The organism is Streptomyces sp. NPDC006476 (assembly GCF_040612015.1).
GTDB classification, from domain to species: Bacteria; Actinomycetota; Actinomycetes; order Streptomycetales; family Streptomycetaceae; genus Streptomyces; species Streptomyces griseorubiginosus_B.
In genome coordinates this window covers 1-23,202 of the sequence record NZ_JBEXPK010000073.1, presented here as the reverse complement: position 1 = coordinate 23,202, position 23,202 = coordinate 1, and the positions used below count along the sequence as shown (strand labels likewise).

Genomic DNA, 23,202 nt, shown 5'->3' with positions numbered 1-23,202 from the left:
CCAGAAGGGACAGAGCATGAGCGACTTCCAGGCCATTGACGCGCTGCTCGCGTCCACGGCGCCCGGCCGCATCCCGCTGCCGCCCGCCACGGAGCGGCGCGCGCGGCGCGAGGGGCTGAACCTCTCACGCGCGCAGCTGGCGCAGGCCTTGGGCGTCAGCCCGTCCACGGTCGGGGGCTGGGAGGCGGGACGGGATCCGGGCGGCGAGGTACGGGAGAAGTACGCGTACTTCCTCGAGGGCGCCCGCACCAAGCTGGCCGCGGCCGCGGAACAACCCGCCGACCAGCCCGCCGTCGACGACCCGGTGGAAGCGGAGCCGAGTGTCGGCGCGGACGACGTCGACGTCCTGGCCGTGCCCGAGCCGTGTGTGCTGTGCGGGCAGCCGGCCCGTCACCAGGTCGCGGGCTACCCGCAGCATCTGGACCCGGCCGAGTGCGGCACGGCCGAGCCCGCGCCGCCGGCCACGCCCGCGTCCCGGGAGAAAATGCGGCAGCCGGCGCCCGCCGGACGGCCGGGCCGGGCGGCGCGGGGCGTGAAGGTGGTGCCCGTCGGCCGGCGGGTGCAGGCGGCATCCGACACCCCCGACCTGATCGGCTCGGCGGTCGCGGCCGCGCTCGCGGAGTACGCCGGCGATGTGGACGCGGCGACCGCGGCGCTGGTGAAGCGGGCGATCCCGGATGCGATGGCGCTGCTGGATCACAGCCGTAAGGGCGGCCGTTACGACGTGGTCGCGCACCCGTGGCTGCCGGACATCCTGCGCAAGCAGAGCTCGCGTGGCGCGGACCAGATCTGGGAGGCCCGCCCCAAATGGACCCGCCCCCAACTGCCGCCCGGCGAGCACGAAGTGACCGCGCTCGACATGAACGGCGCCTACCTGTCCGCGCTCAAGACGCATCTGCCGATCGGCCAGCTGGAGCACTCCAGCGGCAACCACCACGACCGCCGCCGCGCCGGCGTCCACCTGATCACCCCGCCCGCCTGGGACCACGACGCGGTGCTGCCGAACCCGATCGGCAGCCGGGACGAGCCGGGCCCGCTGTGGGTGACCGAACCGACCCTGCGCCTGCTGCTGCGCCTCGCGGGCCCGAAGTACGGCCTGTGCGACCCGCCTCAGATCCACGAGTCGTGGACCTCCGGCGCGACCGAAGGACTGCTGGAGAAGTTCCGCATCGCGCTGAAGGAGGCCCGGGACCGGGCCATCACCGACGGCGACGACGTGACGCTGGAGTACGTCAAGCAGATGTACTCCAAGTTCGTCTCCACGCTGGGGGAGTCGAACTACAACCGGGAGCTGTACCGCACCGACTGGATGCACCTCATCCGCTCGCAGGCCTTCGCCAACCTGTGGTGGAAGGCCCACCGCGCCTACGACGAAGGCCTGATGGTCGTACGCGCCATGGGCACCGACGAACTGCACGTCATCGGCGACTGGCGCCAGGTCTTCGACGAAGGCCGCGGCGTGACCGAGGTGAAGGTCAAAGACGTCTACACCGTGGGCGTCGGCCACAACCAGCCCGCACCGCCCGCTGAGCGCCCCTCCTAGCGCCGATCACCCGTCCCGGCACCAATCTCCCGCCAGGACGAGTGATCGGCGCTCACCGCCCCGTACAGTGATCCACTGACCCGAGAATCCGGAAGAGACGATGCCTGAGCGGAACATCGAGTTCGGCAAGTACGGCGCCCGCGGCATCAAGGGCCACGAAGCCGTCGCCCGCCAGCTGGACGCCCTCGCCGGCTACATCGCCACCCCCGTCACCGCCCGGCGAGGCCTCCTGGCCCGCCTGCACTACCTCACCCGCACCGACCACGCCCGCGCCGCAGCCCGGGCCGCCGGCCTGACCGTCACCGACCGCACCCTGCGCGCCTGGCTGGAGGGCCGGCGCGCGCCCTCGCGGCGCAACCTGGAACGGATCGAGCAGGCCTACCGCACGGTGCGGCGGGAGAACGTCGCCCGCTACCTGCTCGCCCGCCTCAACCGCGAGGGCCGCGGCACCCGCGTGGAGATCCACCCCATCAACCAGTCGCAAGTCGACCGGCCCCGCCAGCGCATGGTGGAGTTCCGTACGCTGAACGTGCGCCGTTGGGACCGCATCGTCGCCGCCTGGGCGGCCGGCGACGACCAGGAGCTGGACGAGGCCTGGGTCGACCAGATCGTCGACCTCGGCTCCCAGTGGGGCCAGTACGAGTACGTCACCAACGTCGGCTTCGCGGCGTAAGGGCTGTTGGGCGGGTTGCGCTGGCGATCGACTGGTGTGGAGCCGTGGCCCCACCTCAAGAGGCCCTTGCTTGGCGTGGAAACCCACATGTGCGCGCCGACTGTTCTATATCAAGTCCCTTGAACGGCCCGCTTCCCCAATTTCACTGTTGAAGCCGAGAGCTTGGAGGCCGGTGCGACCTGCTGTCACCGCGCATGAAGGCGCCGATTGCCGAAAATCATCGTACGCACGTTCGCGTTTCGAGTGTGATTCCTTCCCTGCCTGGTGTTGATGTCAGTGGTGCCTCCTATCTTGAAGAAGGCGTACTGAGCTTTCGTCACGGGCGGGGGTATCTATGGCTAACGGCGTGTTCCATTCAGGTCTTCAGCGGATCCTCAATCTTGATCGGGAAGACCTCGGCCTGGGGAGCACGTGGCTGGGTCTGGCGGACCTGAGGGACAGCTTGCTGGTGCCCGTTGCCGAGAGGGATCGCGAACTGCTTGTCTGCGTTCAGAAGAGCTTGGGACGTCCGTGTAAGGCCGAACTGAGCGGGGTCAAGAGTCCGCACATGTACGTGCGCAAGCAGCGCGGCCCCGACGGTGTTCTGCGCCTGCGCGCCGCTCATCTGCCAACGCCCCCTGAGATGACGCCGGAGGAGAGCGACCGGCACAAGGCCATGAAGGATTTCCTGGCCCGCACTGGGCAGGCGGCCGGTCTGGAGGTCTTCGTGGAGAAGACGACCAAGCATCGGACTTCGCGGCCGGACGTGACCCTCGTGGGCGCCGGCGGAGTGAGCCTGGGGTGTGAAGCGCAGTACTACAACGCCAGTGCGGGCACCGTGTTGCGGCGGTCCAAGGCTCATGCCGAAGCCGGACTGGTAGCCAACTGGATTACACACGACGACAGATTCCACCTGATCGACCGGTCGAACTGGATGCTGACCAGGCAGCTGACCTGGCGGGAAATCAGCAACGCGGCAGATATCACTTTGATCGGCGGATTCCGCGTCCTCATTGAGTGGCTGTGCACCGCGAGTGCCGAACGACCTTGCCTCGATGCACGCGTCAAGACGGGCTGCGGGAAGGTTCACCTGCAATGGGACACTCCCCGCGGCCAGGACGACGAAGGCACCGGATGGACCGGCCATGAGGGCAACACCCGAGGGGTGACGGTCGGCCAGACACTGATTGCAGCAGCCACTGGCAGCGTGACCCCGCTGTTCGCTGCGTCCCGCAGGGACCGGCGCTCCGGCGCCTACATGTGGGTGCCGGAACAACATCGGGAGCGCTGGGCGGACTACCAGAGTGAGGAGGAACCGGAGCCCGAGGAACAACAGTCTGGCGAAGAGGGCATCCGCTTTTCCGGGAGGGACGTGGACACCACGTGCACTTTCGGCGAAGACATTTTCGTCCCCAGTGCGCCCCTTGAGCGCCGCGGCCTCTACAGCGTGGAGTTGACCCGCACTGCGGACCATCCGGCGCCGCGGCGGTCCAGTCTCCCCGATGAGGAGAGCCCCACAGTCGTCGCGCAGCGAGCCGGTCAGGTCGCCCACCGGACGGACGCCGCACCCGTGCCGGGGCCGCAGCCCTTCGTGTCACGCCAGCCGTCGGCGCCAGCCGCTGAAGGAACGCAAGTCTCTGCCCCTGCGCCCGCAGACGGACGACCGAGTGCTCTCACGGCAGGCACTGACGAGTCGAGCCAGGCTGGCCTGCCGGCTTCATTGATCGCCCTGCAGCGGGCTGCAGATCTTGAGCGCGCGAGGCTGGAACAACTCGATTCTCCGGACGAGCGCGCACACCAGCGACGGATCTGGGGCGAGGCGGCGGCCGCAGTCCAAGACGCCGTGACCCGCTATGCAGCTGCTGAGAGTCTGAACCGTTTCGACGTGGCGCAGCAGCTACGGGGGGCCGTGAAGGGCGGTGGCATCGGCAGGTGATTCAGGCATAGACGGGTGCGGACATTGGACACGGAGTGCCGCACCCTTGACCGTGCGTCAGCATCGGCCGCCGATACGCCGACGGGGCCGACTTGCCCCACTGCGCCGCATCGTCATGGACGCACGTTGTCAGAGAGGTCCGATAGCCTGCTCCCCACCACTTCATCCGGAGCCGCAGGCCCACAAACCGCTGGGTTTTGACTGCTCTCACCGAAACCGGGGGACAGGGGTGCGCGTTTCGTCTGAAGCCATCCCTGGGTGGGGACGGCGCTTGACGGTCCCGTGTCCGGAGTGTGGGATTGCCACGCACCGGCATCGCACACTCGACTACGACGGCGTGAATACCTATCGGCCGCAGGCCGGACCTGATCCGACGCGGGTGGACCGTGATACGGAGGAACCTGAGTTCGAGCCGGCATGGATCGCTCTGGTTCCCGGTGACTTCCCTTACCGGTCCTTCGCTCTGACCGAGGTGTTCCACTTGGCCGGCGGTATCGCCTGGCCCGGCCCCCACCATCGCGACTACGGCGTGGCGAAGATCGCGCATGATGCGTGCTGTCCAGGTCGGCACTATGCGCGGCCGGACAGCAGCCGTGGAGCGGGGGAGCTGTGGCAGGCGATGAGGTTGCGCATGCTGCGCGGTACTGCGCCCCACGTACGCTGAAGGGTCCTACGCGTAGGGGCGGGGACAGAGGGAGGATGCACGTGAACCACGCTCAGCTTGTTGCTCTCGGGCGGGCTTTGCGCGTGCTGGGCGAGCACGGCGAAGAGCTGACGAGCGAGACGACGGATGCGAAGTTGCACGAGATCCGGGCGGATCTGACCCGGGCCATGGCGCAGTTGGAGGAGTCGGTGTCCAAGCCGAAGCCCACGACGCGCTGTCTGGAGCATCCGACCGGGCCGGTGGACGAGAGTGCGCGCGATTTGTGCCTGCTGTGTGAGACCCGGCGTCGGGGGGCGGCGCCCGCGCCGACGTCGTTGGACGACTTCGGTCCACCGGTTGCTGCGAAGGATGTGCGAGTGCAGTCCCGCTACGGCATCAGGGAGGACCGCCCGCAGCCGCAGGAGCGGTGGGTTCCGGAGATGTGGAACGGCAAATCATGGCAGTTGTGCGGGACGCCGCGGCGTGACCGTCGTGAGGCCGAGCGGTACATCACAGCGCAGCGTCGCCAGGCGAAGGCCGCCCCGGCCTACCGCGTCGTGCACGCCTTCACCGACCACGTCGTGGTCCGTACGTGGGGCAGTACGGACGCACCTGTTCCAGCTCATCGCCAGCACGACTGAGGTTTTCTGCCCCCGGCTGCTACCTGTCCGAAACGCCAGCAGGGCAGGTGCTGCTGATGGAGCCGGGGGTGTGGTGTCAGTGAACCTCGTTATCCTGGTTTTCTGACAAGGGGGTGCGGTGGGGAAACGCCAGCGTCGGCGGAATCGGCAGCGGCAGGGCAGAAACGCGCAGCAGGCGAAGGGTCAGCGCTATCTCTTACCCGGTGAGCAACAGCCTCTCGTTGAGGTGCTGCTGGAGTCTGACCTTTCCGATCAGGACAAAGAGATCTGCCTGGCCTATTGGGCGTTCACCGAACCTGGGACATGGACACACAAGGTCGCTGAGCTCGGATCCAGCAATCACGTCCTGCGCACCGTCAAAGCGGGCAGCCGTGCGGCGCTGCTGACCCGTCTGTGTTCCGAATGCGGGGGGCCGACGACGGTCACGACCCGCTCGGAGATGGCTGCCCTCGGGCTGTGGCGCCCAGATGCCTTCCCGTACCAAGAGACCACCTCCAGCAGCACGTGCCGGGACTGTCGCGAGGCGGCCGCTGTGGCCCGGCGGCAGGAAGAGGAACGAGCCCGGGAAGCAGAGAAGAAGGCGCTTCAGGAGCAGGTGGACAAGGCCAGCGCCTGGGTCGCCGGCCACAAAGATGCGCCGTTCCCGGAGGAAATGCCGTCGGTGCCCGACGCGCTCGCACTGCTCGCGATGATCGACATCATGGTGCGGACGGAACGGGACACCTTTGGACCGCTCAGCACCAGCAAGTACAGCCTCGGGGCCTCACGCAGCGCCGACCTTGACACTCTCTGCAACCTGCATCGCCAGCGTTGGCTGGCTCCGGCACTCCCCGCAACCATCGCTGACTTCGCCTTCAACGACGACAACAGCATCCGCGGCGTCTACGTGGATAAGGTGCCCTGGCGGCTCGCCCACGCCTTCGGCGATGACGTCTCCCGCGCCAGGCAAGAGGCCGCAGAAGGCGTAAGGCACCTGCTGCTCAGGCGGCCCACGCGCCTTCGGGACGTCGTCATGGACCTTGAGGCCGTCACCGCCCTGGCCTACCTCGATGGGCTGCTGGACCGCAGCTACAACGAACCTCCCGTCCCGGAGCACCGGCGCCAGGAGGCCTACGACACCTTCCACGAAGCGCTCGTGAACGGTTTCAACCTGCGCCAGCTCATTGCCGTCGCCTGGATGGCGGCCTCCAGTTCCGTTGCCTGGGGGCAGCGGACACCCGGACTGAAGCCGGGAAGCGTGTCCGCCGCGTGCGTCACCAGCATCGGCCGGCGCATCGAAGCCGCCCACGACCGGCCGGTGCCGGAATACGACGTGCCGAACTGGGCCAACCTGCCGGCCACCCATGCCACGGCCATGAGGCTGCTGAAGCAGCATGATGCCGTCGCTGACGCGCTCGGCCAGTTCCGCACGCTGCGGCAGAGCATCGTTACACGCGACCTCGAGAGCCTGGAGAACGCGACCGACGACGACCCGGCGGATTGGGAGGCCGGCCGCGGCGAAGCCGAGGTGACCTTCGCGCTTATCACTCCGGACGGCCAACTCGACTTCCAGTCGGAGACGGCCGGCAGTATGCGCGACAAGGTCAGCAGCGGGGGTGGGGCTGTTGACCGCGTCATCCTGCGCGAGCCGCGCAGTCTCCACGCCTACGTTGGCGAACTGATCACCCCGGCTCCGGAAAACAACAATCCGGTCGCCAACGAGGTGCTCAGGCTTCTGGACTGCTTCGACGGCCCCTTCTACGGGCCCGTGGCGTTCTTCTCCGTCAGCGCCCGCAACAATCAGCCCCAGGGCCTGGACCCCCAGCAGCAGAAGCTGCTCACCCTGGCCCACCACGTGGCGAAGACCAGAACCGGATCAGACACCCCGGCATTCTGAACTCGTCCCGCCCGATGACCCGTTCGGCCTTTGATCACGTGTCCGGATTCGCGGGGGCCCTTTGTCAGAGCCGTCTGCCACGCTCCGATAGAGGCCCGCGGCACCTCGGCATGCCGCAGGAAACCAGAACGGAGAGTGCGCACTGTGCCCACGCTGACCCCCACGGACGAACAGCACGCCGCGGTCACCGCCTTCACCACCGGCCGAAACCTCGTTCTGCAGGCAGGCGCCGGCACAGGCAAGACCTCCACCCTCGAACTACTCGCTGCCTCCGACCACCGGCGCCAGGGCCTCTATCTCGCCTTCAACCGGGCCATCAAAGAAGCAGCCGCACGCCGATTCCCCCCGCGCGTCAAATGCCGAACCGGCCACGGCCTGGCCTATGCGGCCTTCGGGCACCGCTACCGCCACCGGTTCGGCGGCGCACGCATCCCGGCCTGGAAAACCGCCGAACTTCTCGGCCTCACCCAGAAGCTCACCGTAAACGAACGCGTATTCGAGAACACCAGCCTGGCGTACATCGCCAAACAGACCGTCCTGCGCTACTGCCAGTCAGCGGACAAAGAAATCGACACCAAGCACGTCCCGCTGCAGCGCGGCGCCGAAGACCCCGCCGTCCACCGTGTGCTGGCCACCACCGTTCTGCCCTACGCCCAACATGCATGGAACGACGTCCGGGATCCCGCCGGCAGCAAACTCAAAGTGGAACACGACCACTACTTGAAGGTCTGGCAGCTGTCCGACCCGCACATCAGCGCGGATTACATCCTCCTCGACGAAGCACAGGACACCAACCCGGCCCTCGAATACGTCCTGAACCTCCAGCGCGGCCACGCACAAATCGTCCTGGTCGGTGACAGCGCTCAACAGATCTACAGCTGGCGCGGCGCCCGCGACATCATGACCGACTTCGACGGAACGCACCTCACCCTCACCCAGTCCTTCCGCTTCGGCCCCGCCCTCGCAGCCGAAGCCAACCGATGGCTCTCCCTGACCCGCTCACCCCTCCGCCTGAGCGGGCACCAGGCAACCACCACGCGGCTGGAGAAACTGGAAGAACCAGACGTTGTGCTGTGCCGCACCAACGGGGGCGCCATGGCCGAAGTCCTCCACCAGATGGAAGCAGGCCGCCGCGTCGCCATGGCCGGCGGAGGGGGAGCCCTCCGGAGCCTGGCCAGCGCAGCACAAGACCTCAAAAACGGCCGTGGCACCCGGCATCCCGAGCTCTACCTCTTCCGCAGCTGGGGAGAAGTACAGGACTACGCCGAAAATGACCCCGCTGGCGCGGACCTGCTGCCCTGGGTCGAACTCGTCGACGAACTCGGCACCGAAGCCGTGCTGGCTGCCGTCGACCAACTCGGCTCCGAAACCAGCGCCGACGTCACCGTCTCCACCGTCCACAAGGCCAAGGGACGCGAATGGCCCACCGTCCGCATCGGCGAAGACTTCACCCCGCCGGAAGAAGACGACCTCGGCCGCCCCGGACGTATTCCCAGAAGCGAGGCACGCCTGGCGTACGTCGCCGTCACACGAGCCCGGTACCAGCTCGACATCGGAGGACTTGGCTGGATCAACGAACACCCCCAAGGTGATCCGACCGCAAATCAACGTCCTCGCATTCCGCACCCCCAGACCAACCCATGGGACCGGCTGAACGACTCCAGGCCCTAACCCTGTCAGCCCAACACGGAGAATCCCCATGCCCAGAGGAATTACCATAGGCGCGACCCACTACCCCACAAAGGAGGCCGTCCGAAATATCTGCCGCGGCATCGTCCAGCGATATGGAATTGGCGGAGATGTCACCGATCCCGATCATGACGCATTCCTCAGAGGCCTTCTCAAATGCCATCCCGAATATGACCTCAAGCGAGGCATCGGCATCGCGCACTTCCGCGTCATCGCCCACACCGACCACAACCGCAGGAGCGTTGGGATCGCCCTCATACGGCTCGACGGCGAGGTAGCAGACTTCTCATGGAACGCCTGTTTGACCCCCTTCAGCCAACGCACGCAGGTGCTTGCCGCACTGCGCCATGCAATCGCTGAACAAATAGCGCAGGCACGGGATGCGGCACTCGACAGTGGGCAGCCGCTCGTCTGTGCCGTCACAGGCGAACTGATTCCGTCCGCCGCCGAGTTGCACATAGACCACGCGGACCCGACATTCCTCGATCTTGCCGAGGAGTTCATCACCGTCAACGGCGGCGTCGACGCGTTCCGGATCCTGCCCGACTCGGGTGCAGGGATCACGTACATCGAACTGGAGGACAAGGAGCTCGAGGAACTCTGGCAGAACTACCACCGAGAACGCGCCCTGTTACGACCAGTCCTGAAGCGGGTCAACCTGTCAGATCTCCGCCGGACAAACGAATTTCAAACCCCCAGATAATGACCTATGAGCCCTCGCTGGCTCTCTGGCCACCGAGGCAGCCCAGGAAGGGACGGACGATGAGCGATTTCCAGGCCATTGACGCGCTGCTCGCGTCGACACCGCCCGACCGGACACCGCTGCCGACGGCCGAACAGCGGCGGCAGCTGCGCGGCGAACTCGGACTCTCCCGCGCTCAGGTGGCGCGCGCCCTGGGGGTGAGCCCGTCGACGCTCGGGGGCTGGGAAGCCGGCCGGGACCCGAGCGGTGACGTGCGCGAGAAGTACGCGTACTTCCTGCAGCAGGCACAGGAAAAGGTCCGCAGTCGCACCACGCCCGCCCCGCCGGCCGCTGCCGCGGACACCGCGGAATCCCCGGCCGGCCCTGCCGCACTCGAGGCGGCTGCCGTCGACGACCAAGCGGAGCTCGCCGCCCCGCAGCCGTGCGTGCTGTGCGGGCAGCCGGCCCGGCACGAGGTGGCCGGCTACCCGCAGCATCTGGATCCCGCCGAGTGCGCCGCCCCCACCCCGGCTCCCGCGGTCGTGCCTCCGCCCGCGCTTGTGGCTTCCTCCCCGGCGCAGCCGACCACCGTACGGGCGGGCAAGGGCGTGCGGATCGTTGCGGCCGGGCGGCGCGCGCAGCCGGCCGACGCGGAGCCGGACCTGATCCGCCAGGCCGTGACCGAAGCCCTGACCCAGCACTCCGGCGATGTCGAGGCGGCCACCGCGGCGCTGCTCAAGCGGGCGATCCCGGACGCGATGGCGTTGCTGGATGCCACCCGAAAGGGCGGCCGCTACGACGTCGTCGCCCACCCGTGGCTGCCGGAGGTCCTGCGCAAGCAGACCGCCCGCGGCGCCGACCAGATCTGGGAGGCCCGCCCCAAGTGGACCCGCCCCGAACTCCCGGCCGGCGTACACGAGGTGACCGCGCTCGACATCAACGGCGCCTACCTGTCCGCGCTCAAGACGCACCTGCCGATCGGGCAGCTGGAGCACTCCACCGGCTTCGACCATGACCGACGCCGCGCCGGCGTCCACCTGATCACGCCACCCGCCTGGGAGCACGAGGCGGTGCTGCCCAACCCGATCGGCAACCGGGACGAGCCCGGCCCGCTGTGGGTCACCGAACCCACCCTGCGGCTGCTGCTGCGCCTGTCCGGACCGAAGTACGGCCTGTGTGACCCGCCCGAGATCCACGAGTCGTTCACCTCCGGCGCCACCGAGAACCTGCTGGAGAAGTTCCGCATCGCGCTCAAGGACGCCCGGGACCGGGCCATCGCCGAAGAGGACGAGGTGACGCTGGAGTACGTCAAGGCGATGTACTCGAAGTTCGTCTCGACCCTGGGGGAGTCGAACTACAACCGGGAGCTGTACCGCACCGACTGGATGCACCTCATCCGCTCCCAGGCCTTCGCCAACCTGTGGTGGAAGGCCCACCGCGCCCACGACGAAGGCCTGATGGTCGTCCGCGCGATGGGTACCGACGAACTCCACGTCACCGGCGACTGGCGCAAGGTGTTCCCCGAAGGCCGCGGCGTGACCGAGGTGAAGGTCAAGGACGTCTACACCGTCGGTACCGACCCTGCCCCCACCGACGACAGCTGAACCAGGCCGTGAAGGCCCTCAGCACCCCGCACAGCGCCGATCACCTGGCCCCGCATCAAACCCACCCCAGGGCCGGTGATCGGCCCCCACAGCCCCCGTAGAGTGATCCACAACCCAAGGACCGGAAGAGTAGATGCCTGAGCGGAACATCGAGTTCGGCAAGTACGGCGCCCGCGGCATCAAGGGCCACGAAGCCGTGGCGCGCCAGCTGGACGCCCTCGCCGGCTACATCGCCACTCCCGTCACCGCCCGGCGAGGCCTCCTTGCCCGCCTGCACTACCTCACCCGCACTCCCCACGCCCGCGCCGCAGCCCGCGCGGCCGGCCTGACCGTCACCGACCGCACCCTGCGCGCCTGGCTTGAGGGCCGGCGCATGCCCTCGCGGCGCAACCTTGAGCGGATCGAGCAGGCCTACCGCACGGTGCGGCGCGAGAACGTCGCCCGCTACCTGACCGCCCGCCTCAATCGTGAGGGCCGCGGCACCCGCGTGGAGATCCACCCCGTCAACCAGTCGCAGGTCGACCGGCCCCGCCAGCGCGTCGTGGAGTTCCGCACCATGAACGTGCGCCGCTGGGACCGGATCGTCGCCGCGTGGGCGGCCGGCGACGACCAGGAGCTGGACGACGCGTGGGTCGACCAGGTCGTCGACCTGGGCTCTCAGTGGGGCCAGTACGAGTACGTCACCAACGTCGGGTTCGCCGCATGACGGCGCCTTTACAGCGGGCCGATCACCCCGCAGGATGGGAACGTCAGTTCGATCAACGGGGTGATGGGAGCCGCACGCAAGCCGAATGGTTGGATGCCAGTACCGGTGACCGCACGGCTCGTTGGGCACGACAAACCCCAGTGGTGCCGGTGGATGGGCTCGGTTCGAGGGGATGGAGGGCCGGCCGTGAGTGATCGCAGCTCGATCGAATGGACCGAGGCGACATGGAACCCGACCACGGGATGCGACCGCGTCTCGGCTGGATGCGACAACTGCTACGCGTTGACGCTGGCGAAGCGGCTGAAGGCGATGGGCTCGCCGAAGTACCAGGCCGACGGTGACCCGCGAACCTCCGGGCCGGGGTTCGGGCTGACCGTGCATCCGGACGCCCTGCACGTGCCGTACGGGTGGAAGAGCCCGCGCACGGTGTTCGTGAACTCCATGAGCGACCTCTTCCACGCGCGTGTGCCGCTCGAGTACGTGCGCCGCGTCTTCGACGTGATCGCCGACACCCCGCAGCACACCTACCAGGTCCTCACCAAGCGAGCCCGCCGCCTGCGGCAGGTCGCCGACCGGCTCGAGTGGCCGGCCAACCTCTGGATGGGAGTGTCCGTGGAAAGCGCGAAGGAGCTGCCGCGCGTGAACGACCTGCGGCAGGTGCCGGCGGCAGTGCGGTTCCTGTCGTGCGAGCCGCTGCTAGGGCCGCTGGAAGGGCTTGAGCTGACGGGCATCGACTGGGTCATCGCAGGCGGCGAGTCGGGGCCAGGACACCGGCCGTTGGACGAAGCATGGGTGACGCAGATCAAGGATGACTGCCAGGAGGCCGGGGTCGCGTTCTTCTTCAAGCAGTGGGGTGGCCGCACACCGAAGGCTGGCGGCCGTGAACTTCACGGCCGTACGTGGGATGAACTGCCGCTTCCTGCCGTCGCCTGACCTACCGAGCCGGGACGACGACCATGTCTCGGATCTTCTCCTTGCCTTTGCTGACGCCCGTGGTGGGCGTCTTGGCTTCCGCGTGCAGCTTTTTCACCGCTGCTCGCACGGCGGGCTCGGTCACCTGCCCGTAATAGTCACCGAAGACGTTCAAGGTGTGGTCCACCAGCCGGAACGGCCGCCGACCTTGGGCAAGTAGCTGCTCCAGGTTCTTCGCGATCACCGGGATGGCGGCCTCGGTGACCTCCTTCGGGTCCGGGCGCAGGAGCGATGCCGCGGTGAACAGAGTGTTCGGGTCATGGGCTTCATCGGCGAGTTCGACCTCCTGCCACCAGGCGTCGCGGGCTCGAGCCACTGTGTCCCCGAACACCCACAGCCCATGCTGCCGCCAGGTGCCGAACACCAGGTGGTACACGGCTCCGCGATGGTGCGGGGCGCGGAAGACGGGAACCGAGCGCACCAGCATGCCGGTGGCCGCTCCCAGGCGCTGCGCGTACGCGACGGCGACCTTTTCGGCTGCATCGGGGTCCCACTCCCTCTCAGCTGGGAAGTACTCCCGCCACCATCGGCCTCCCATGACCTGATCGAATCGCAGCGAAGACGCCTCCAGGCCTTTCGCGGAGCGGGCGTTCCCGCCCAGCCGGCGCACCGCGTCCATGCTGAAGTTCATCAAGAACTCCGTCGGGGGCCAGTTCCCTGCCCGGCGGCGTGCCGCCAGGGTGCCCACGAGCCGTTCGTAGGGAAGGACTAATCCGCACGGGTCCAGGAAAAGGAACAGTGGCTTGCCGACCGCCGTGCTCACCACCTGGCGCAGAACTCCGTCGACGTCACCGTGGTGCACCCGGGCGTCGACTCCCTGTCGGCGGTAGATGTCGGCCACCTGCTCCAGCTTGGCCACCGACTTCGCGTCGGCCTCCGTGAAGAAGCATGTCCAGTGAAGCTGGTGCTGCGAGCGATGCTTGGAGGCCACCTTCATCGCGATCTCAGCCGAACCGGAGTCACCGTTCTCGTAGCGCCCTTCGCCGGCATAGCCATCCAGGTACACGACCTGTTTGTCCCGAGAGCCGGTCATGCCGCCGAACTGTGGGATGTAACGCCCCAGCAGATTGTGCTTGAACACACTGGGCAGGGCCCGCTCTGCCCAATAGGCCTTGCTTGTTCCCGTCGACATGAGCCCCCCAGTCAGTCGCCGTTTCAACTGCCCACCCGTTACGCATAGTCAGGTACGGCTATGAACTCGGCAAGAGGCCCATCCCGCCATGATTGGCACGTGCATGTTCGTCCGGATGACGATGGGCGTCGGCGCGTACGGTGAAAGTAAGAGTCGCCCGGAGGAGCCGATGAGCGCTGAGCCCGATCACGCATCCGTCCCGCCCGCGCCGACCGCGGCCGCGCAGTTGCTCTCCCAACTACGGCTCAGTGCCCGGGCCGCGACGTGGGTGCCGGCCTTCGAGCAGGACTGAGCCCGCGCCATGGGAGACTCCCCGCACTCCTACAGCCTCAGGCCCGCTGCACGACGTCGTACGAGCCTGGCAGGCCCGCCTCGAGGCGGCGCCGGCCGTTACAGAGTTCCTGACCTCCCGCCGCGACGACTCCGACGGCGTCGCCCTGGTCGACGCCGTCGACGGTGGCCGGTGAGCGACACTCCCTGGCACACCCGGCTGTCGCCGAAGGCCCTCGCCGTTCTGCAGGAGCTCCCAGAGGACGCGCGGGAGATGCTGCGCGACGTGATGGACATCGCCGGACGCGACCCGTGGTCCTTCTCGCCGTTTGACAGCTGCGGCATCGAGGGTGAGGACGTCCGCGCCGCCGCGGTCGGGCAGCTCATCGCCGTCTACTGGATCAACCGCCCGGCCGGACGCCTGTGCGTCATCGACATCGTCTGGCTCGTGACTGACGATGCGAGCCTTGGTGAATTGGCGAGGCTGCTGAGCGGTAAGGCTGCTGTTCGCGCTTTATGTTGAAGTCCGTGGGACGGTCAGTCCTTGTCGCCAGGCCAAGGATCTTCGCGCTGTGACTCGTTCAGCGCGTGCTGGCGTAGGTACTTCACCGCAAATTCTGTCCATTGGTCTTCGGGCACACCGTGTACCTGCGCCAATGTGTTAAGCAGCTTGATATTCAGGTCGAGGAGGCCGAGGAATGCCGTCGTGTGACCGCCGCTTCCCCAGTCTTCTTCGATCCTATTCCAATGATTCAGCACCGCCATCATTCCATCAGGTCCGAAGCGGAGCGTGAGCAACTCGACGGCGACATCCTGCGGCTGAGGTTCCCTTGGGTCCGACATGCTTCGAAGCTATCGCGCTGGGCTCGGAACCGCAGTGAAGGGGGAAAGGCTTGCTGCGGCTGATTGAGGCGATGTACGTTCGCCTAGGCGGTGGGCTTCTGCGCGGGTTAAGCCGCGCAGAAGCCCACGGCACGGGATCTGACTGGCAGTACAGTCAGGCGGGCGGGATGACCAGATTGAGTCCTGGGAAGATCAGATTGCCTCCCCGGCTTGAGGGGAAGCCGTGTGCGTGCGCGGCGTTCTCGATCAGAGCCTTGTTTGCCTCGTAGATCTTCTGCCATTGAGTGCCTGAGCCGTAGACCTTCTCAGCGAGGGCCCACAGGCTGTCCCCCGCTGCTACCGACTGATGCTGCCCCGCAGAAGGGGAGACTCCACTTCTTGAGGATCTCGGCGGTTGACACCTGTTTCGGTTGCCGTAGCCCCCATAGGTGAAGAATGGATGGTCTTCGCCCGGACCGACGAGACTGTAGAACTTGGGTTGTGGCTCGCTTAGCCGGAAGGCCTGGGCACCGACCGGGTCGTCCACGCCAAGGTCTGTGAACTTGGCCGGAGATGCGGGGGGCTCAGCATCTCCTGGTTCCCCGTTGCCCATCCATGTGCAGTTGCCTGAGAGGATGGTGCTCGGTCCGGGTTCATAGGGAGTGGATACTTCCCCATACCATTGAGCGGACGAGCCGGTGAGGAATCCAAGAGGATTCTCCGAACTCTCCCACAGCTTGCGATCGAAGAATCCGAGTTCTTTGTCGCGGTACTTGATGTGCCAGTTGCCGTCGTGGTCTGCCTGGATGGCGAATTTTGCAGGATTGCCATCCACGGTGTCCTGGGTGTTCGGCGCCGGGTGCGCACCAGTTGCTGGATGCCAGTGGCAGTCCCCATTGTTGAGAGCAGAAGGCCCCCAGCAATCCGCAAGAGTTTCCTGTGGTCCGGCAGTCGGCTTGACGAAAAGGTGAGACTTGGAGTCCCCGAATTTGTCCGGGAAGACGACCCAGCCAAACTCGACGGCGTTTATACCGTCTCCTTGTGATCGCGGTGCAGCAGCGACGATCTCCGCCAGGGAGAAGCTTCCTTTGTCCACGTGAGGCGTGGGCTGGTCAAGGACAGCATGTACACCGGAGAATGAGGTGTAGGTCTGCTTTACCGAGGCATACCAGTGGCAGTCCTCCCTGGGGCTGCAGTCGGGGTTCGCAGTTTCTACCTGAGCGAAGGCAGGTGCTTGGACGTTCGCGAGAAGTCCACCTGCCGCCAAGAGGATGAGTGCGGGTTTTATCCAGCGCACCGATGCTGAACTTTTCGGTATGTGGTGATGTCTTGCCACCATTACCTCTTCTCTCTTCTTGTGCGGCGGAATCGGCCGCCATGAAAAGAGCCTTATAGAGGGCACGAACAGCGGCATGCCAGGTCGTCCATTAGAGGCGGTTCTTCATCCGTTTGGCAGCCCTGACGTACGGAACCCATACCGCAGATGCGATGTGCCGGGTTGGTGTCAGTGGGTGGGTGGCAGTGACGGCTTGTCAGGCATCCCATGGTGTCTGGATGTCAAGCGGTAGCGAGGTCCGCATGGTGTGACGGCATCCTCCACAGATGCCACAAGACCCGCACCCTCTACGACGAAGCGATCACATGGCTGGTAGCCGGCGCATCGTCACGCGTACCGTGACAGCAGACCTGCGGGGAGGAAACCGATGAGTGCCCAGCCCGACCACGCACCCGTCCCGCCGGCTCCGCTTGCGCCGACCGCGGCCGTCCAGGTCCTCGCCCAACTCCGGGTCTCCGCCCGGGCACAGACGTGGGTGCCGGCGTTCGAGCAGGACTGGGCACGCGCCCTGGAGGACTCCCGGCACTCCTACAGCCTCAGCCCACTGCACGACGTCGTACGAACCTGGCAGGCCCGCCTCGAAGCCGCGCCCGCCGTGCACGAGTTCCTGGCCGGCGGCCGCGACGACTCCGACGGCGTCGACCTGGCCGACGCCCTCGACGGTGGCCGGTGAGCGACACACCCTGGCCCGCCCGCCTGTCACCCAAGGCCCTCGCCGTCCTGCAGGAGCTCCCGGAGCACGCTCGGGAGATGCTGCGCGACGTGATGGACATCGCCGGACGCGACCCGTGGTCCTTCGCGCCGTTCGACAGCCGCGACATCGAGGGCGAGGACGTCCGCGCCGCCGCGGTCGGACAACTCACCGCCGTCTACTGGATCAACCGCCCAGCCGGACGCCTGTACGTCATCGATATCGTCTGGCTCGGCTAGCCACTCAAGCTCTCACCCACGGTCGGCCCGGTCTGCGCAGTAAACGCCGGGTCTGCGCAGTCGGCTGCGCATTCGCGACCGTGACCATTGCGCACCCACACCGCCATGGCTGCCGCAGCCGCACGGTGGCCGTTACGGTGCGCACGTCCTGCGCACTCGGGGCGGTGGCCGACATGAGCTGCTGCGCAATCGGCGGTGCCATTGCGCAGGTTCCGGCCAGGCGGCCTGCGCAAGGCTGTGACCTGCCGTGGTCGGGTCCATGGTCGGGGCTGGAACCGTCATGGTCGGGGCGGTGGCGGCCATGGTCGGGGCGGTGGATTGGCGCTGAATCGCCTGTATCCGACGGTGCACGAGCGACTACCGTGACGATCACTGCACGGCAGGAGCTCAGGGGGAACGATGCGAACGACAACCCGCATGCGCATGCTCGGTGTTTGCGCATGCGCAGTCACCCTCGCCGGAACTCTCGCCGCCTGCGGCTCGGGCAAGGACAGCGGTGACGATGCCGCGGTGGGGCCGGCCGCCTCGGTCACTGCGACTGCGGCCGGCGCCACGGCGTCGGCCGATCCGGACGCACGTGAGAAGGCGGCCGTGCTGGCCGTCTACCGCGGCATGTGGGCAGAGCAGATGAAGGCCTACCAGAAGGCGGATGCCCGCGGCACCGAGCTGACGAAGTACGCGTCCCTGGACGCGCTGGGCAAGTTCCGGATCGATCTGGCCCAGATGAAGAAGGCCGGCACGGTCGGCGGTGGCGAGGTCGGCCACGCACCGAGGGTGTCCTCCATGACCCTGGAGGCCAAGCTGCCCACGGCGACCGTGACCGACTGCATCGACCTGAGCCGGTGGCAGGCCAGGCGGACCACGACCGGCGAGGTGATCCCGCTACCGTCCGACCAGCCCAAACGCTACGTGGCCACGGCCAAGGCGGAGCGCTGGGACGGACGCTGGATGATCGTCGACTACACACCGGACGGCAACCGAACATGCTGAGACACGCCGCGGCCGCCGCGGCGGCCGCCCTCCTGGTCCTCGGTGCGGCGTCCCAGGCAGCCGTGGGGGACGGGGCGTCGGCCAGCCCGCGCTGCAGCACCTCCCACATCCTGGTCACCGTGTGCGCCTCCGACCAGACCTCCAGACCCGGCAGCCCCGGCCACCAGGCGAGTGCCTCCCGTACCGGCTCGTCCGGATCGCCGTCGGCGGCGAAGTGCACCTACACCAAGCTGGATCCGCAGCCGCCAGCCGACAACCTGGCCATGCAGGACGGCAAGCGGCAGGGCGGCAAGGGCGCGGTCTATCAGGTGTACTGCCCGGCCACGGCCCGGATCGGCGTGGTGTGGATTGCCGACGGCGCCCTGGCCCCCGCCCAGCCCGCCATCGACCCCGAGACTGTCGCCCGTCGGGCGGTCGACTCCATGAAGCTGACCGGGCCCGACATCGCCAGCCCGCGCCCGGCCGGCCACTATGTGGTCGGCATGCCGATGTGGATGTGGGTCAACCAGGGTCCGACCACGTACGGGCCGGCCACCGCGACCGCCGCCGCGGGCGGTGTCACGGTCGCCGCCACCGCCCGGGTCTCCTCCATCACCTGGACCATGGGCGACGGCGGCACCCCCGTGGTCTGCCACGGCCCTGGCACCCGCTACCAGCCGTCCATGGGCCTGGCCGATTCCCCGGACTGCGGCTACCGCTACACCCGCCCCTCCAGCCGCATGCCCGGCCACCGCTACACGGTGACTGCCACCTCTACCTGGACCATCACGTGGCAGGTCCAGGACGGAGCTGCCGCCGACACCGGCCAGTGGACCGAGACCCGCACCACCACCCAAACCACCGCCATCGGCGAAGCGCAGGCCCTCACCTCCTGACCCCCTGAATACCCTGCATGCCACGGCCCCGGCCACTGAGGTTTTCTGCCTTAGTTACAGACGCCGCATGTGCTTATCGGCGGTTGCGCATCCCGATCTGCACACCGCCGACGGTGGTAGCGGCAGTGCCGATACTGCCCACTGCAGTCGCAGCATCCGTGTTATGCGTCAGAGACAGGATGACCACGGCGACGATGGAAACCAGTCCAGTCACCACAGTCGCCCACGTGAGCCATACGGGGCTGGGCTCTTCGGTCGTCGTTGTTGTACGGTCGAGAGGCGTCACTCGGTTAGTTCTCCCTACAGCAGGATGGACGACCTCGACGACACGAGAGGGAGATCTCCCCGCGGCCAGCCGTCCAAAGCAAGGGCCGCAGAGGTCTCCCTTCGTCGTGTCGCAGAAGGGCGTTTTGGTGACAACACCGTACTGGGCACACGGTGGAATCAGGGGCGCTGCCAAGCGAGTTGGGCGGGCGCGACACGCCGAGAGCGCAGCGCAAATGCTGAGGGTCCTTGCACCGTCAGGTACCGTTTTGATTGACCCCTTGCCTACGCACGATGTGCAGGAAAATGCACAGGTCAGGTGGCTGACGGGGTTCCCACTGGACAGTGTTGCACTGTGGTCCAAATCACACGCGTTGCGCAGCTCCAGGCACACCTGTGCGCAGCGCTGTGACCTGCATGGTCGGGTTCATGGGCGGGGTTGGATCGACGCATGGTCGGGGTTGTGAGAGCCATGGTCGGCCCCGGAGCAGGCGGCGGTGTGCCGCTGCGCGAGGTCAGCTGTCGTGAGCTCCCCACGGTGTGGTCGGCCAGGACCGGTCCGGTTCCGGGTCGGTGGGCCGTGCCGGGGCGGCGGGCGGGCGGTAGGCGCCCATCCAGCTGACCCTCTGCGTCGGGTCCTGGATGGGCCGCCAGACGGGCGCTGACGGCCCGTCGCGGAGGATGTCGACCATTGGGGCCGCGAGGACGGGGATGGCGCGGAGCAGGCCGTGCAGGCCAAGGACTTCGGTGATGCTGGCGTGCAGGGCACGCATCCGCGTGTCGATGCCGGCGGGGCCGGTGCCGTCCAGGACAAACAGCAGCCGGGGGAACAGCACGTAGCGCCGCTTCCACGTCTCCTGCAGCCGCGGCTCGGTGAACCTCCTGGGTCGGCCGACGGGGGTGGGGATGTAGTCGTGGAGGCGGGCGTAGGCGGTCAGCTTCGCGGCCAGGCGCTCGGGTCCCATGGTGGCCCGGTCGACTTCCACGAAGGCCCGCAGCATCGACCCCCCCGTCACTAGAGCGGCGGTAGTACAGGAGGGCGTCGGGGATGACGGCCTCGCCGTTGCCGAGGGGGTGGTAGACCTCGGGGATGAAGTCCAGCGGCCGGCACACGTCCCCGCGCCGGCGCGCGTCCTGCAGGAACGCCAGGCCGGTCTCCGTCACCGTCAGCGTGTGACTCACCCGCAGACGGGCGGCGGTGCGGTCCGAGACCAGTCGCGGCGGCCGCCACTCCCTCAGCTCCGGCCACTCCGAGGCCACCTCCACCCCGTACTGGGTGGCGAACCACACCCGCGTCCGGCCCGCGCGCGGCAGGGTGATGCGGTCGACCAGGCCCTCCTCCCGCAGCTTTGCCAGGCGGCGCCGGGTCTGTTCGATTCGCACCCCCGGCGCGATGATCAGATGCATCTGCTCGGTGGTGGCCATCCGGTACTGCGCCACCACCGCCAGCGCCAGCCGGTCCGCCCCGCCCGTATCCACGTTCAGCATCGGCGTGCCCTCCCGTACGGTGCGGCACTCTCCTTACGGCGCCGCGCGTACAGCCCAGGCCAGCGCCCCGCCCCGACCAAGATCCCGACCACCGGGGCCCGACCAGCGTCACGATGCGATAACCCCGCCCCCGACCAGGCCGACAACCCCGACCACAGCCCCCACCGACAACCCCGCCCACAACCCACCGCACCCTCAGGGCAGGTGACGACGTTTCAGCAGGTCACCAGGCACTTCTCCCATGGTCGGCAGGCCGACATCCCCCTCTGCACACCTCCGCACCACTCCCAGACAAGAAAAAGGAAAGGGAAGGGGCGGGGACGGTCCGGTGTGCCTCGGGGGATCGGGGCGCGCCAGCTGGCGGTTGCGCGTCGGCGGGGCCTCCGCGCTCGAGCGCCGGGCAGAAGCCGGCGCATCGGAAGGGAGCAGGCGGCCGCGCAGTCGGGTAGCGATCCCGCCGCTCGACGACGACGCGCTCCCACACGCGTCCTCCCTCTCCCTCCGCTGAGCATCGCCAGCCTTCGGCAACCGCTCGTGCCGGACAGGCGAAGGCGGAAGCGTTCGGGTGGGCCTCACAACCGGCCCTTCATCCCGTAGGCTGGAAAAGCCTTTGGAGAGAAGGCCAGCTGGCGGGGAATATCCGGACCAGGTTTGCCGACCTACCGGGAAGCCCATATTCCCCGCCAGCAGAAAAACAACAGGGCGCACCACTTCTCCGCACGCCCATCCCTCTTTCCTCTTTTCCGTGCGCGCGGTCTGCTCCGCAGACTCGACGCGCCGCCGCTACGCGGCGGAAACACTCCGGGGCCGCTCCGCGCCCCGAAAAGCAGCCGTCGCATTGCTGCGCAATGCGCGTGAGGGGCGGCCCGCTGAAGCGGGCCGCCCCTCACCAATGCCGCGACGCTCCGCGCCGCTCAGGGCGCGGGGGTGCCGGACCATGCCCGGCACCCCCAACGCCCCCTTCCCTGCGCCGCCCTTGCGGCAGCGGGCAGGGTGCGGGCCAGGTCGCCATCCCGGCCCGCCTGTGGTGGCTGCTACAGGACCGTGTAGGCCACGGGCGGGTACACCGCCTCACCCTCGGCCTCGTCCTCGCTGTGCACGCCGAACGCGTCCGCGAAACCGGTGTCCGGCTCCCCGCCACCCACCAACTCCGCCGCCTCAGCAGCGCTGCACTCGTTGAGCGTCCCGTAAGCCAGGTGCCACGCCTGGATCACCGAAGCGGGGCCGCCCTCCCGACCCGACGGCGAGCGCAGGTACATCACGCCGTACGACAGGGGCTGCGCCAGCCCGCAGGCCAGCAAGAAGGCAAGGTTGTCGAGGTACTTCTCCTCCGCCCCCACCAGGTCATCCGGAGTGCCCTCGCCCTCGACGGTGAGCGGCAAAGTGGCCGTGAGCGGGCGCTCCTGGCCGTCCACCGTGACCCCCAGCCGCACCACGTGCTCACCCGGCGCCAGCTGCGCCATCAGGCGGGCCAGCACTACATACGCCTCTTCGCGGGCCTCCGCGAACCGGTCCAGAGAAATGGGCTTGAGCTGAGCCATGCTGAATTCCTTTTCGCCGTGGAGAGAAGACTTCTTTGCCGCCGATGGGGTTGCCGCCCCATCGAGCAATCTAATTCTATTTCGGCGGCCCCGGTCACGGAATAGGGCGTGATACTATGCCGAAAAAACCGGCCAATTTTCCCACAGGGGTGAGCGACAGAGAGTCGCTGTTCTTGCGCAAAACGCCATATATTCGCTACAGTCGGCGACTGAGGCAGGAGCGGGGGTAGTCAATCAGCCCAGAACGGATCCGGCTATCGCGAGTGACGCATGCCGAGGATGGCCGAAAGCGCTCGTGCCGAACGGCGGGAGGCGCGCCAACCCGCGATGGACACCCCTCCCCTCTAACTGCCGCTTTCCTGACGCGCCCGGAGGGTGCGTCAGATCCCGTACAGGACTGCGGAGCAGGCCGGTACGGGATCGGTCCGGGCCGGAGGCCGGACCGTCCGGATCACGGAGTGATCCGGTAGGCGGAACGGAGTTCCGCCGCTATTCCGGCGAAGCCGGAATCCGCCGCGTAGCGGCGGCGCGTCGTGTCTGCGGAGCAGACCGCGCGAGATCGGAAGATCACACCTCAGAACACCAGTCACCAAACCCGTTATATCGTATT

General features: G+C 67.6%; 21 protein-coding genes and 1 pseudogene. 16 read left to right on the top strand and 6 right to left on the bottom strand.

All coding sequences use genetic code 11. The annotated features are described in order from the left end of the window. Window positions 1-16: 16 nt before the first annotated feature. The 10 genes from ABZZ74_RS43665 to ABZZ74_RS43620 all read left to right on the top strand — a co-directional run bounded on the left by ABZZ74_RS43665 (window position 17) and on the right by ABZZ74_RS43620 (window position 12,905). Entirely contained in the window at window positions 17-1,543 is a 1,527-nt protein-coding gene (locus ABZZ74_RS43665) for a helix-turn-helix transcriptional regulator (RefSeq protein ID WP_356949691.1), read from the top strand. A gap of 100 nt (window positions 1,544-1,643) precedes the next feature. Beyond that, on the top strand, window positions 1,644-2,216 hold the full coding sequence (locus ABZZ74_RS43660) for a transcriptional regulator (RefSeq protein ID WP_356949690.1): 573 nt from the start codon (window positions 1,644-1,646) through the stop codon (window positions 2,214-2,216). A 334-nt stretch (window positions 2,217-2,550) separates the two neighbouring features. Then, window positions 2,551-4,131 carry a hypothetical protein gene (locus ABZZ74_RS43655; protein WP_356949689.1) on the top strand — a complete coding sequence of 527 codons (1,581 nt, stop codon included), beginning with the start codon at window positions 2,551-2,553 and terminating at the stop codon, window positions 4,129-4,131. Window positions 4,132-4,836: 705 nt separating this feature from the next. After that, window positions 4,837-5,415, top strand: a complete 579-nt coding sequence (locus ABZZ74_RS43650; protein ID WP_356949688.1) for a hypothetical protein — start codon at window positions 4,837-4,839, stop codon at window positions 5,413-5,415. 118 nt (window positions 5,416-5,533) lie between these two features. Continuing rightward, entirely contained in the window at window positions 5,534-7,291 is a 1,758-nt protein-coding gene (locus ABZZ74_RS43645) for a hypothetical protein (RefSeq protein ID WP_356949687.1), read from the top strand. A gap of 30 nt (window positions 7,292-7,321) precedes the next feature. Then, complete coding sequence (locus ABZZ74_RS43640) at window positions 7,322-8,962, top strand: UvrD-helicase domain-containing protein (RefSeq protein ID WP_356949686.1); 1,641 nt, start codon at window positions 7,322-7,324, stop codon at window positions 8,960-8,962. A gap of 28 nt (window positions 8,963-8,990) precedes the next feature. Then, the gene (locus ABZZ74_RS43635) at window positions 8,991-9,683 is read left to right on the top strand and encodes a DUF3223 domain-containing protein (protein WP_356949685.1); all 693 of its coding nucleotides are present in this window, start codon (window positions 8,991-8,993) and stop codon (window positions 9,681-9,683) included. 59 nt (window positions 9,684-9,742) lie between these two features. Beyond that, entirely contained in the window at window positions 9,743-11,266 is a 1,524-nt protein-coding gene (locus tag ABZZ74_RS43630) for a helix-turn-helix transcriptional regulator (RefSeq protein ID WP_356949684.1), read from the top strand. A 133-nt stretch (window positions 11,267-11,399) separates the two neighbouring features. After that, window positions 11,400-11,972, top strand: coding sequence for a transcriptional regulator (locus ABZZ74_RS43625; RefSeq protein ID WP_356949683.1), 573 nt, complete (start codon window positions 11,400-11,402; stop codon window positions 11,970-11,972). A 186-nt stretch (window positions 11,973-12,158) separates the two neighbouring features. Continuing rightward, complete coding sequence (locus ABZZ74_RS43620; protein ID WP_356949682.1) at window positions 12,159-12,905, top strand: phage Gp37/Gp68 family protein; 747 nt, start codon at window positions 12,159-12,161, stop codon at window positions 12,903-12,905. 1 nt (window position 12,906) lies between these two features. Here the strand turns inward: ABZZ74_RS43620 and tcmP are convergent, their stop codons facing one another. Further along, window positions 12,907-14,103, bottom strand: coding sequence for a three-Cys-motif partner protein TcmP (gene tcmP, locus ABZZ74_RS43615; protein WP_356949681.1), 1,197 nt, complete (start codon window positions 14,101-14,103; stop codon window positions 12,907-12,909). A gap of 142 nt (window positions 14,104-14,245) precedes the next feature. Between tcmP and ABZZ74_RS43610 the strand changes: the two genes are divergently transcribed. Together ABZZ74_RS43610 and ABZZ74_RS43605 are read left to right on the top strand one after the other, a co-directional pair. Beyond that, window positions 14,246-14,368, top strand: coding sequence for a hypothetical protein (locus tag ABZZ74_RS43610; RefSeq protein WP_356949680.1), 123 nt, complete (start codon window positions 14,246-14,248; stop codon window positions 14,366-14,368). Window positions 14,369-14,539: 171 nt separating this feature from the next. Next, the gene (locus ABZZ74_RS43605; protein ID WP_356949679.1) at window positions 14,540-14,869 is read left to right on the top strand and encodes a hypothetical protein; all 330 of its coding nucleotides are present in this window, start codon (window positions 14,540-14,542) and stop codon (window positions 14,867-14,869) included. A 14-nt stretch (window positions 14,870-14,883) separates the two neighbouring features. Here the strand turns inward: ABZZ74_RS43605 and ABZZ74_RS43600 are convergent, their stop codons facing one another. Both ABZZ74_RS43600 and ABZZ74_RS43595 read right to left on the bottom strand, forming a co-directional pair. After that, the gene (locus ABZZ74_RS43600) at window positions 14,884-15,189 is read right to left on the bottom strand and encodes a hypothetical protein (RefSeq protein WP_356949678.1); all 306 of its coding nucleotides are present in this window, start codon (window positions 15,187-15,189) and stop codon (window positions 14,884-14,886) included. Between the two features lie 154 nt (window positions 15,190-15,343). After that, complete coding sequence (locus ABZZ74_RS43595; RefSeq protein WP_356949677.1) at window positions 15,344-16,582, bottom strand: neprosin family prolyl endopeptidase; 1,239 nt, start codon at window positions 16,580-16,582, stop codon at window positions 15,344-15,346. A 289-nt stretch (window positions 16,583-16,871) separates the two neighbouring features. On the opposite strand from ABZZ74_RS43595, the gene ABZZ74_RS43590 reads away from it, so the two are divergent. From ABZZ74_RS43590 to ABZZ74_RS43575, 4 genes are all read left to right on the top strand, one after another. Further along, window positions 16,872-17,177 carry a DUF6247 family protein gene (locus ABZZ74_RS43590; RefSeq protein WP_356949676.1) on the top strand — a complete coding sequence of 102 codons (306 nt, stop codon included), beginning with the start codon at window positions 16,872-16,874 and terminating at the stop codon, window positions 17,175-17,177. Next, a complete protein-coding gene (locus tag ABZZ74_RS43585) occupies window positions 17,174-17,434 on the top strand; it encodes a hypothetical protein (RefSeq protein ID WP_356949675.1) in 261 nt (86 codons plus the stop codon). Before ABZZ74_RS43590 ends, ABZZ74_RS43585 begins: the two co-directional genes overlap by 4 nt. 399 nt (window positions 17,435-17,833) lie before the next feature. After that, window positions 17,834-18,424 (top strand): hypothetical protein, encoded by a 591-nt coding sequence (locus tag ABZZ74_RS43580; protein ID WP_356949674.1) that lies wholly within the window; start codon window positions 17,834-17,836, stop codon window positions 18,422-18,424. Beyond that, window positions 18,418-19,299, top strand: coding sequence for an ATP/GTP-binding protein (locus tag ABZZ74_RS43575; protein WP_356949673.1), 882 nt, complete (start codon window positions 18,418-18,420; stop codon window positions 19,297-19,299). The genes ABZZ74_RS43580 and ABZZ74_RS43575 overlap by 7 nt, the downstream gene beginning before the upstream one ends. Window positions 19,300-20,078: 779 nt before the next feature. Here ABZZ74_RS43575 and ABZZ74_RS43570 read toward each other — a convergent pair. From ABZZ74_RS43570 to ABZZ74_RS43560, 3 genes and pseudogenes are all read right to left on the bottom strand, one after another. Continuing rightward, window positions 20,079-20,564: a hypothetical protein gene (locus tag ABZZ74_RS43570; protein WP_356949713.1), complete on the bottom strand. Its 486-nt coding sequence runs from the start codon at window positions 20,562-20,564 to the stop codon at window positions 20,079-20,081. A 79-nt stretch (window positions 20,565-20,643) separates the two neighbouring features. Further along, window positions 20,644-20,970, bottom strand: a pseudogene (locus ABZZ74_RS43565) (replication-relaxation family protein); the annotation flags it as partial. A 1,115-nt stretch (window positions 20,971-22,085) separates the two neighbouring features. Continuing rightward, window positions 22,086-22,592, bottom strand: a complete 507-nt coding sequence (locus tag ABZZ74_RS43560; protein ID WP_356949672.1) for a hypothetical protein — start codon at window positions 22,590-22,592, stop codon at window positions 22,086-22,088. Window positions 22,593-23,202: the final 610 nt, after the last annotated feature.

What these genes read in the sequence shown, in the direction of transcription:
- ABZZ74_RS43665 (WP_356949691.1), top strand. Translation starts at nt 17, where the DNA reads ATGAGCGACTTCCAGGCCATTGACGCGCTGCTCGCGTCCACGGCGCCC.
- ABZZ74_RS43660 (WP_356949690.1), top strand. Translation starts at nt 1,644, where the DNA reads ATGCCTGAGCGGAACATCGAGTTCGGCAAGTACGGCGCCCGCGGCATC.
- ABZZ74_RS43655 (WP_356949689.1), top strand. Translation starts at nt 2,551, where the DNA reads ATGGCTAACGGCGTGTTCCATTCAGGTCTTCAGCGGATCCTCAATCTT.
- ABZZ74_RS43635 (WP_356949685.1), top strand. Translation starts at nt 8,991, where the DNA reads ATGCCCAGAGGAATTACCATAGGCGCGACCCACTACCCCACAAAGGAG.
- ABZZ74_RS43630 (WP_356949684.1), top strand. Translation starts at nt 9,743, where the DNA reads ATGAGCGATTTCCAGGCCATTGACGCGCTGCTCGCGTCGACACCGCCC.
- ABZZ74_RS43625 (WP_356949683.1), top strand. Translation starts at nt 11,400, where the DNA reads ATGCCTGAGCGGAACATCGAGTTCGGCAAGTACGGCGCCCGCGGCATC.
- ABZZ74_RS43610 (WP_356949680.1), top strand. Translation starts at nt 14,246, where the DNA reads ATGAGCGCTGAGCCCGATCACGCATCCGTCCCGCCCGCGCCGACCGCG.
- ABZZ74_RS43600 (WP_356949678.1), bottom strand. Translation starts at nt 15,189, where the DNA reads ATGTCGGACCCAAGGGAACCTCAGCCGCAGGATGTCGCCGTCGAGTTG.
- ABZZ74_RS43595 (WP_356949677.1), bottom strand. Translation starts at nt 16,582, where the DNA reads ATGCCGCTGTTCGTGCCCTCTATAAGGCTCTTTTCATGGCGGCCGATT.
- ABZZ74_RS43590 (WP_356949676.1), top strand. Translation starts at nt 16,872, where the DNA reads ATGAGTGCCCAGCCCGACCACGCACCCGTCCCGCCGGCTCCGCTTGCG.
- ABZZ74_RS43580 (WP_356949674.1), top strand. Translation starts at nt 17,834, where the DNA reads ATGCGAACGACAACCCGCATGCGCATGCTCGGTGTTTGCGCATGCGCA.
- ABZZ74_RS43575 (WP_356949673.1), top strand. Translation starts at nt 18,418, where the DNA reads ATGCTGAGACACGCCGCGGCCGCCGCGGCGGCCGCCCTCCTGGTCCTC.
- ABZZ74_RS43570 (WP_356949713.1), bottom strand. Translation starts at nt 20,564, where the DNA reads ATGCTGCGGGCCTTCGTGGAAGTCGACCGGGCCACCATGGGACCCGAG.
- ABZZ74_RS43560 (WP_356949672.1), bottom strand. Translation starts at nt 22,592, where the DNA reads ATGGCTCAGCTCAAGCCCATTTCTCTGGACCGGTTCGCGGAGGCCCGC.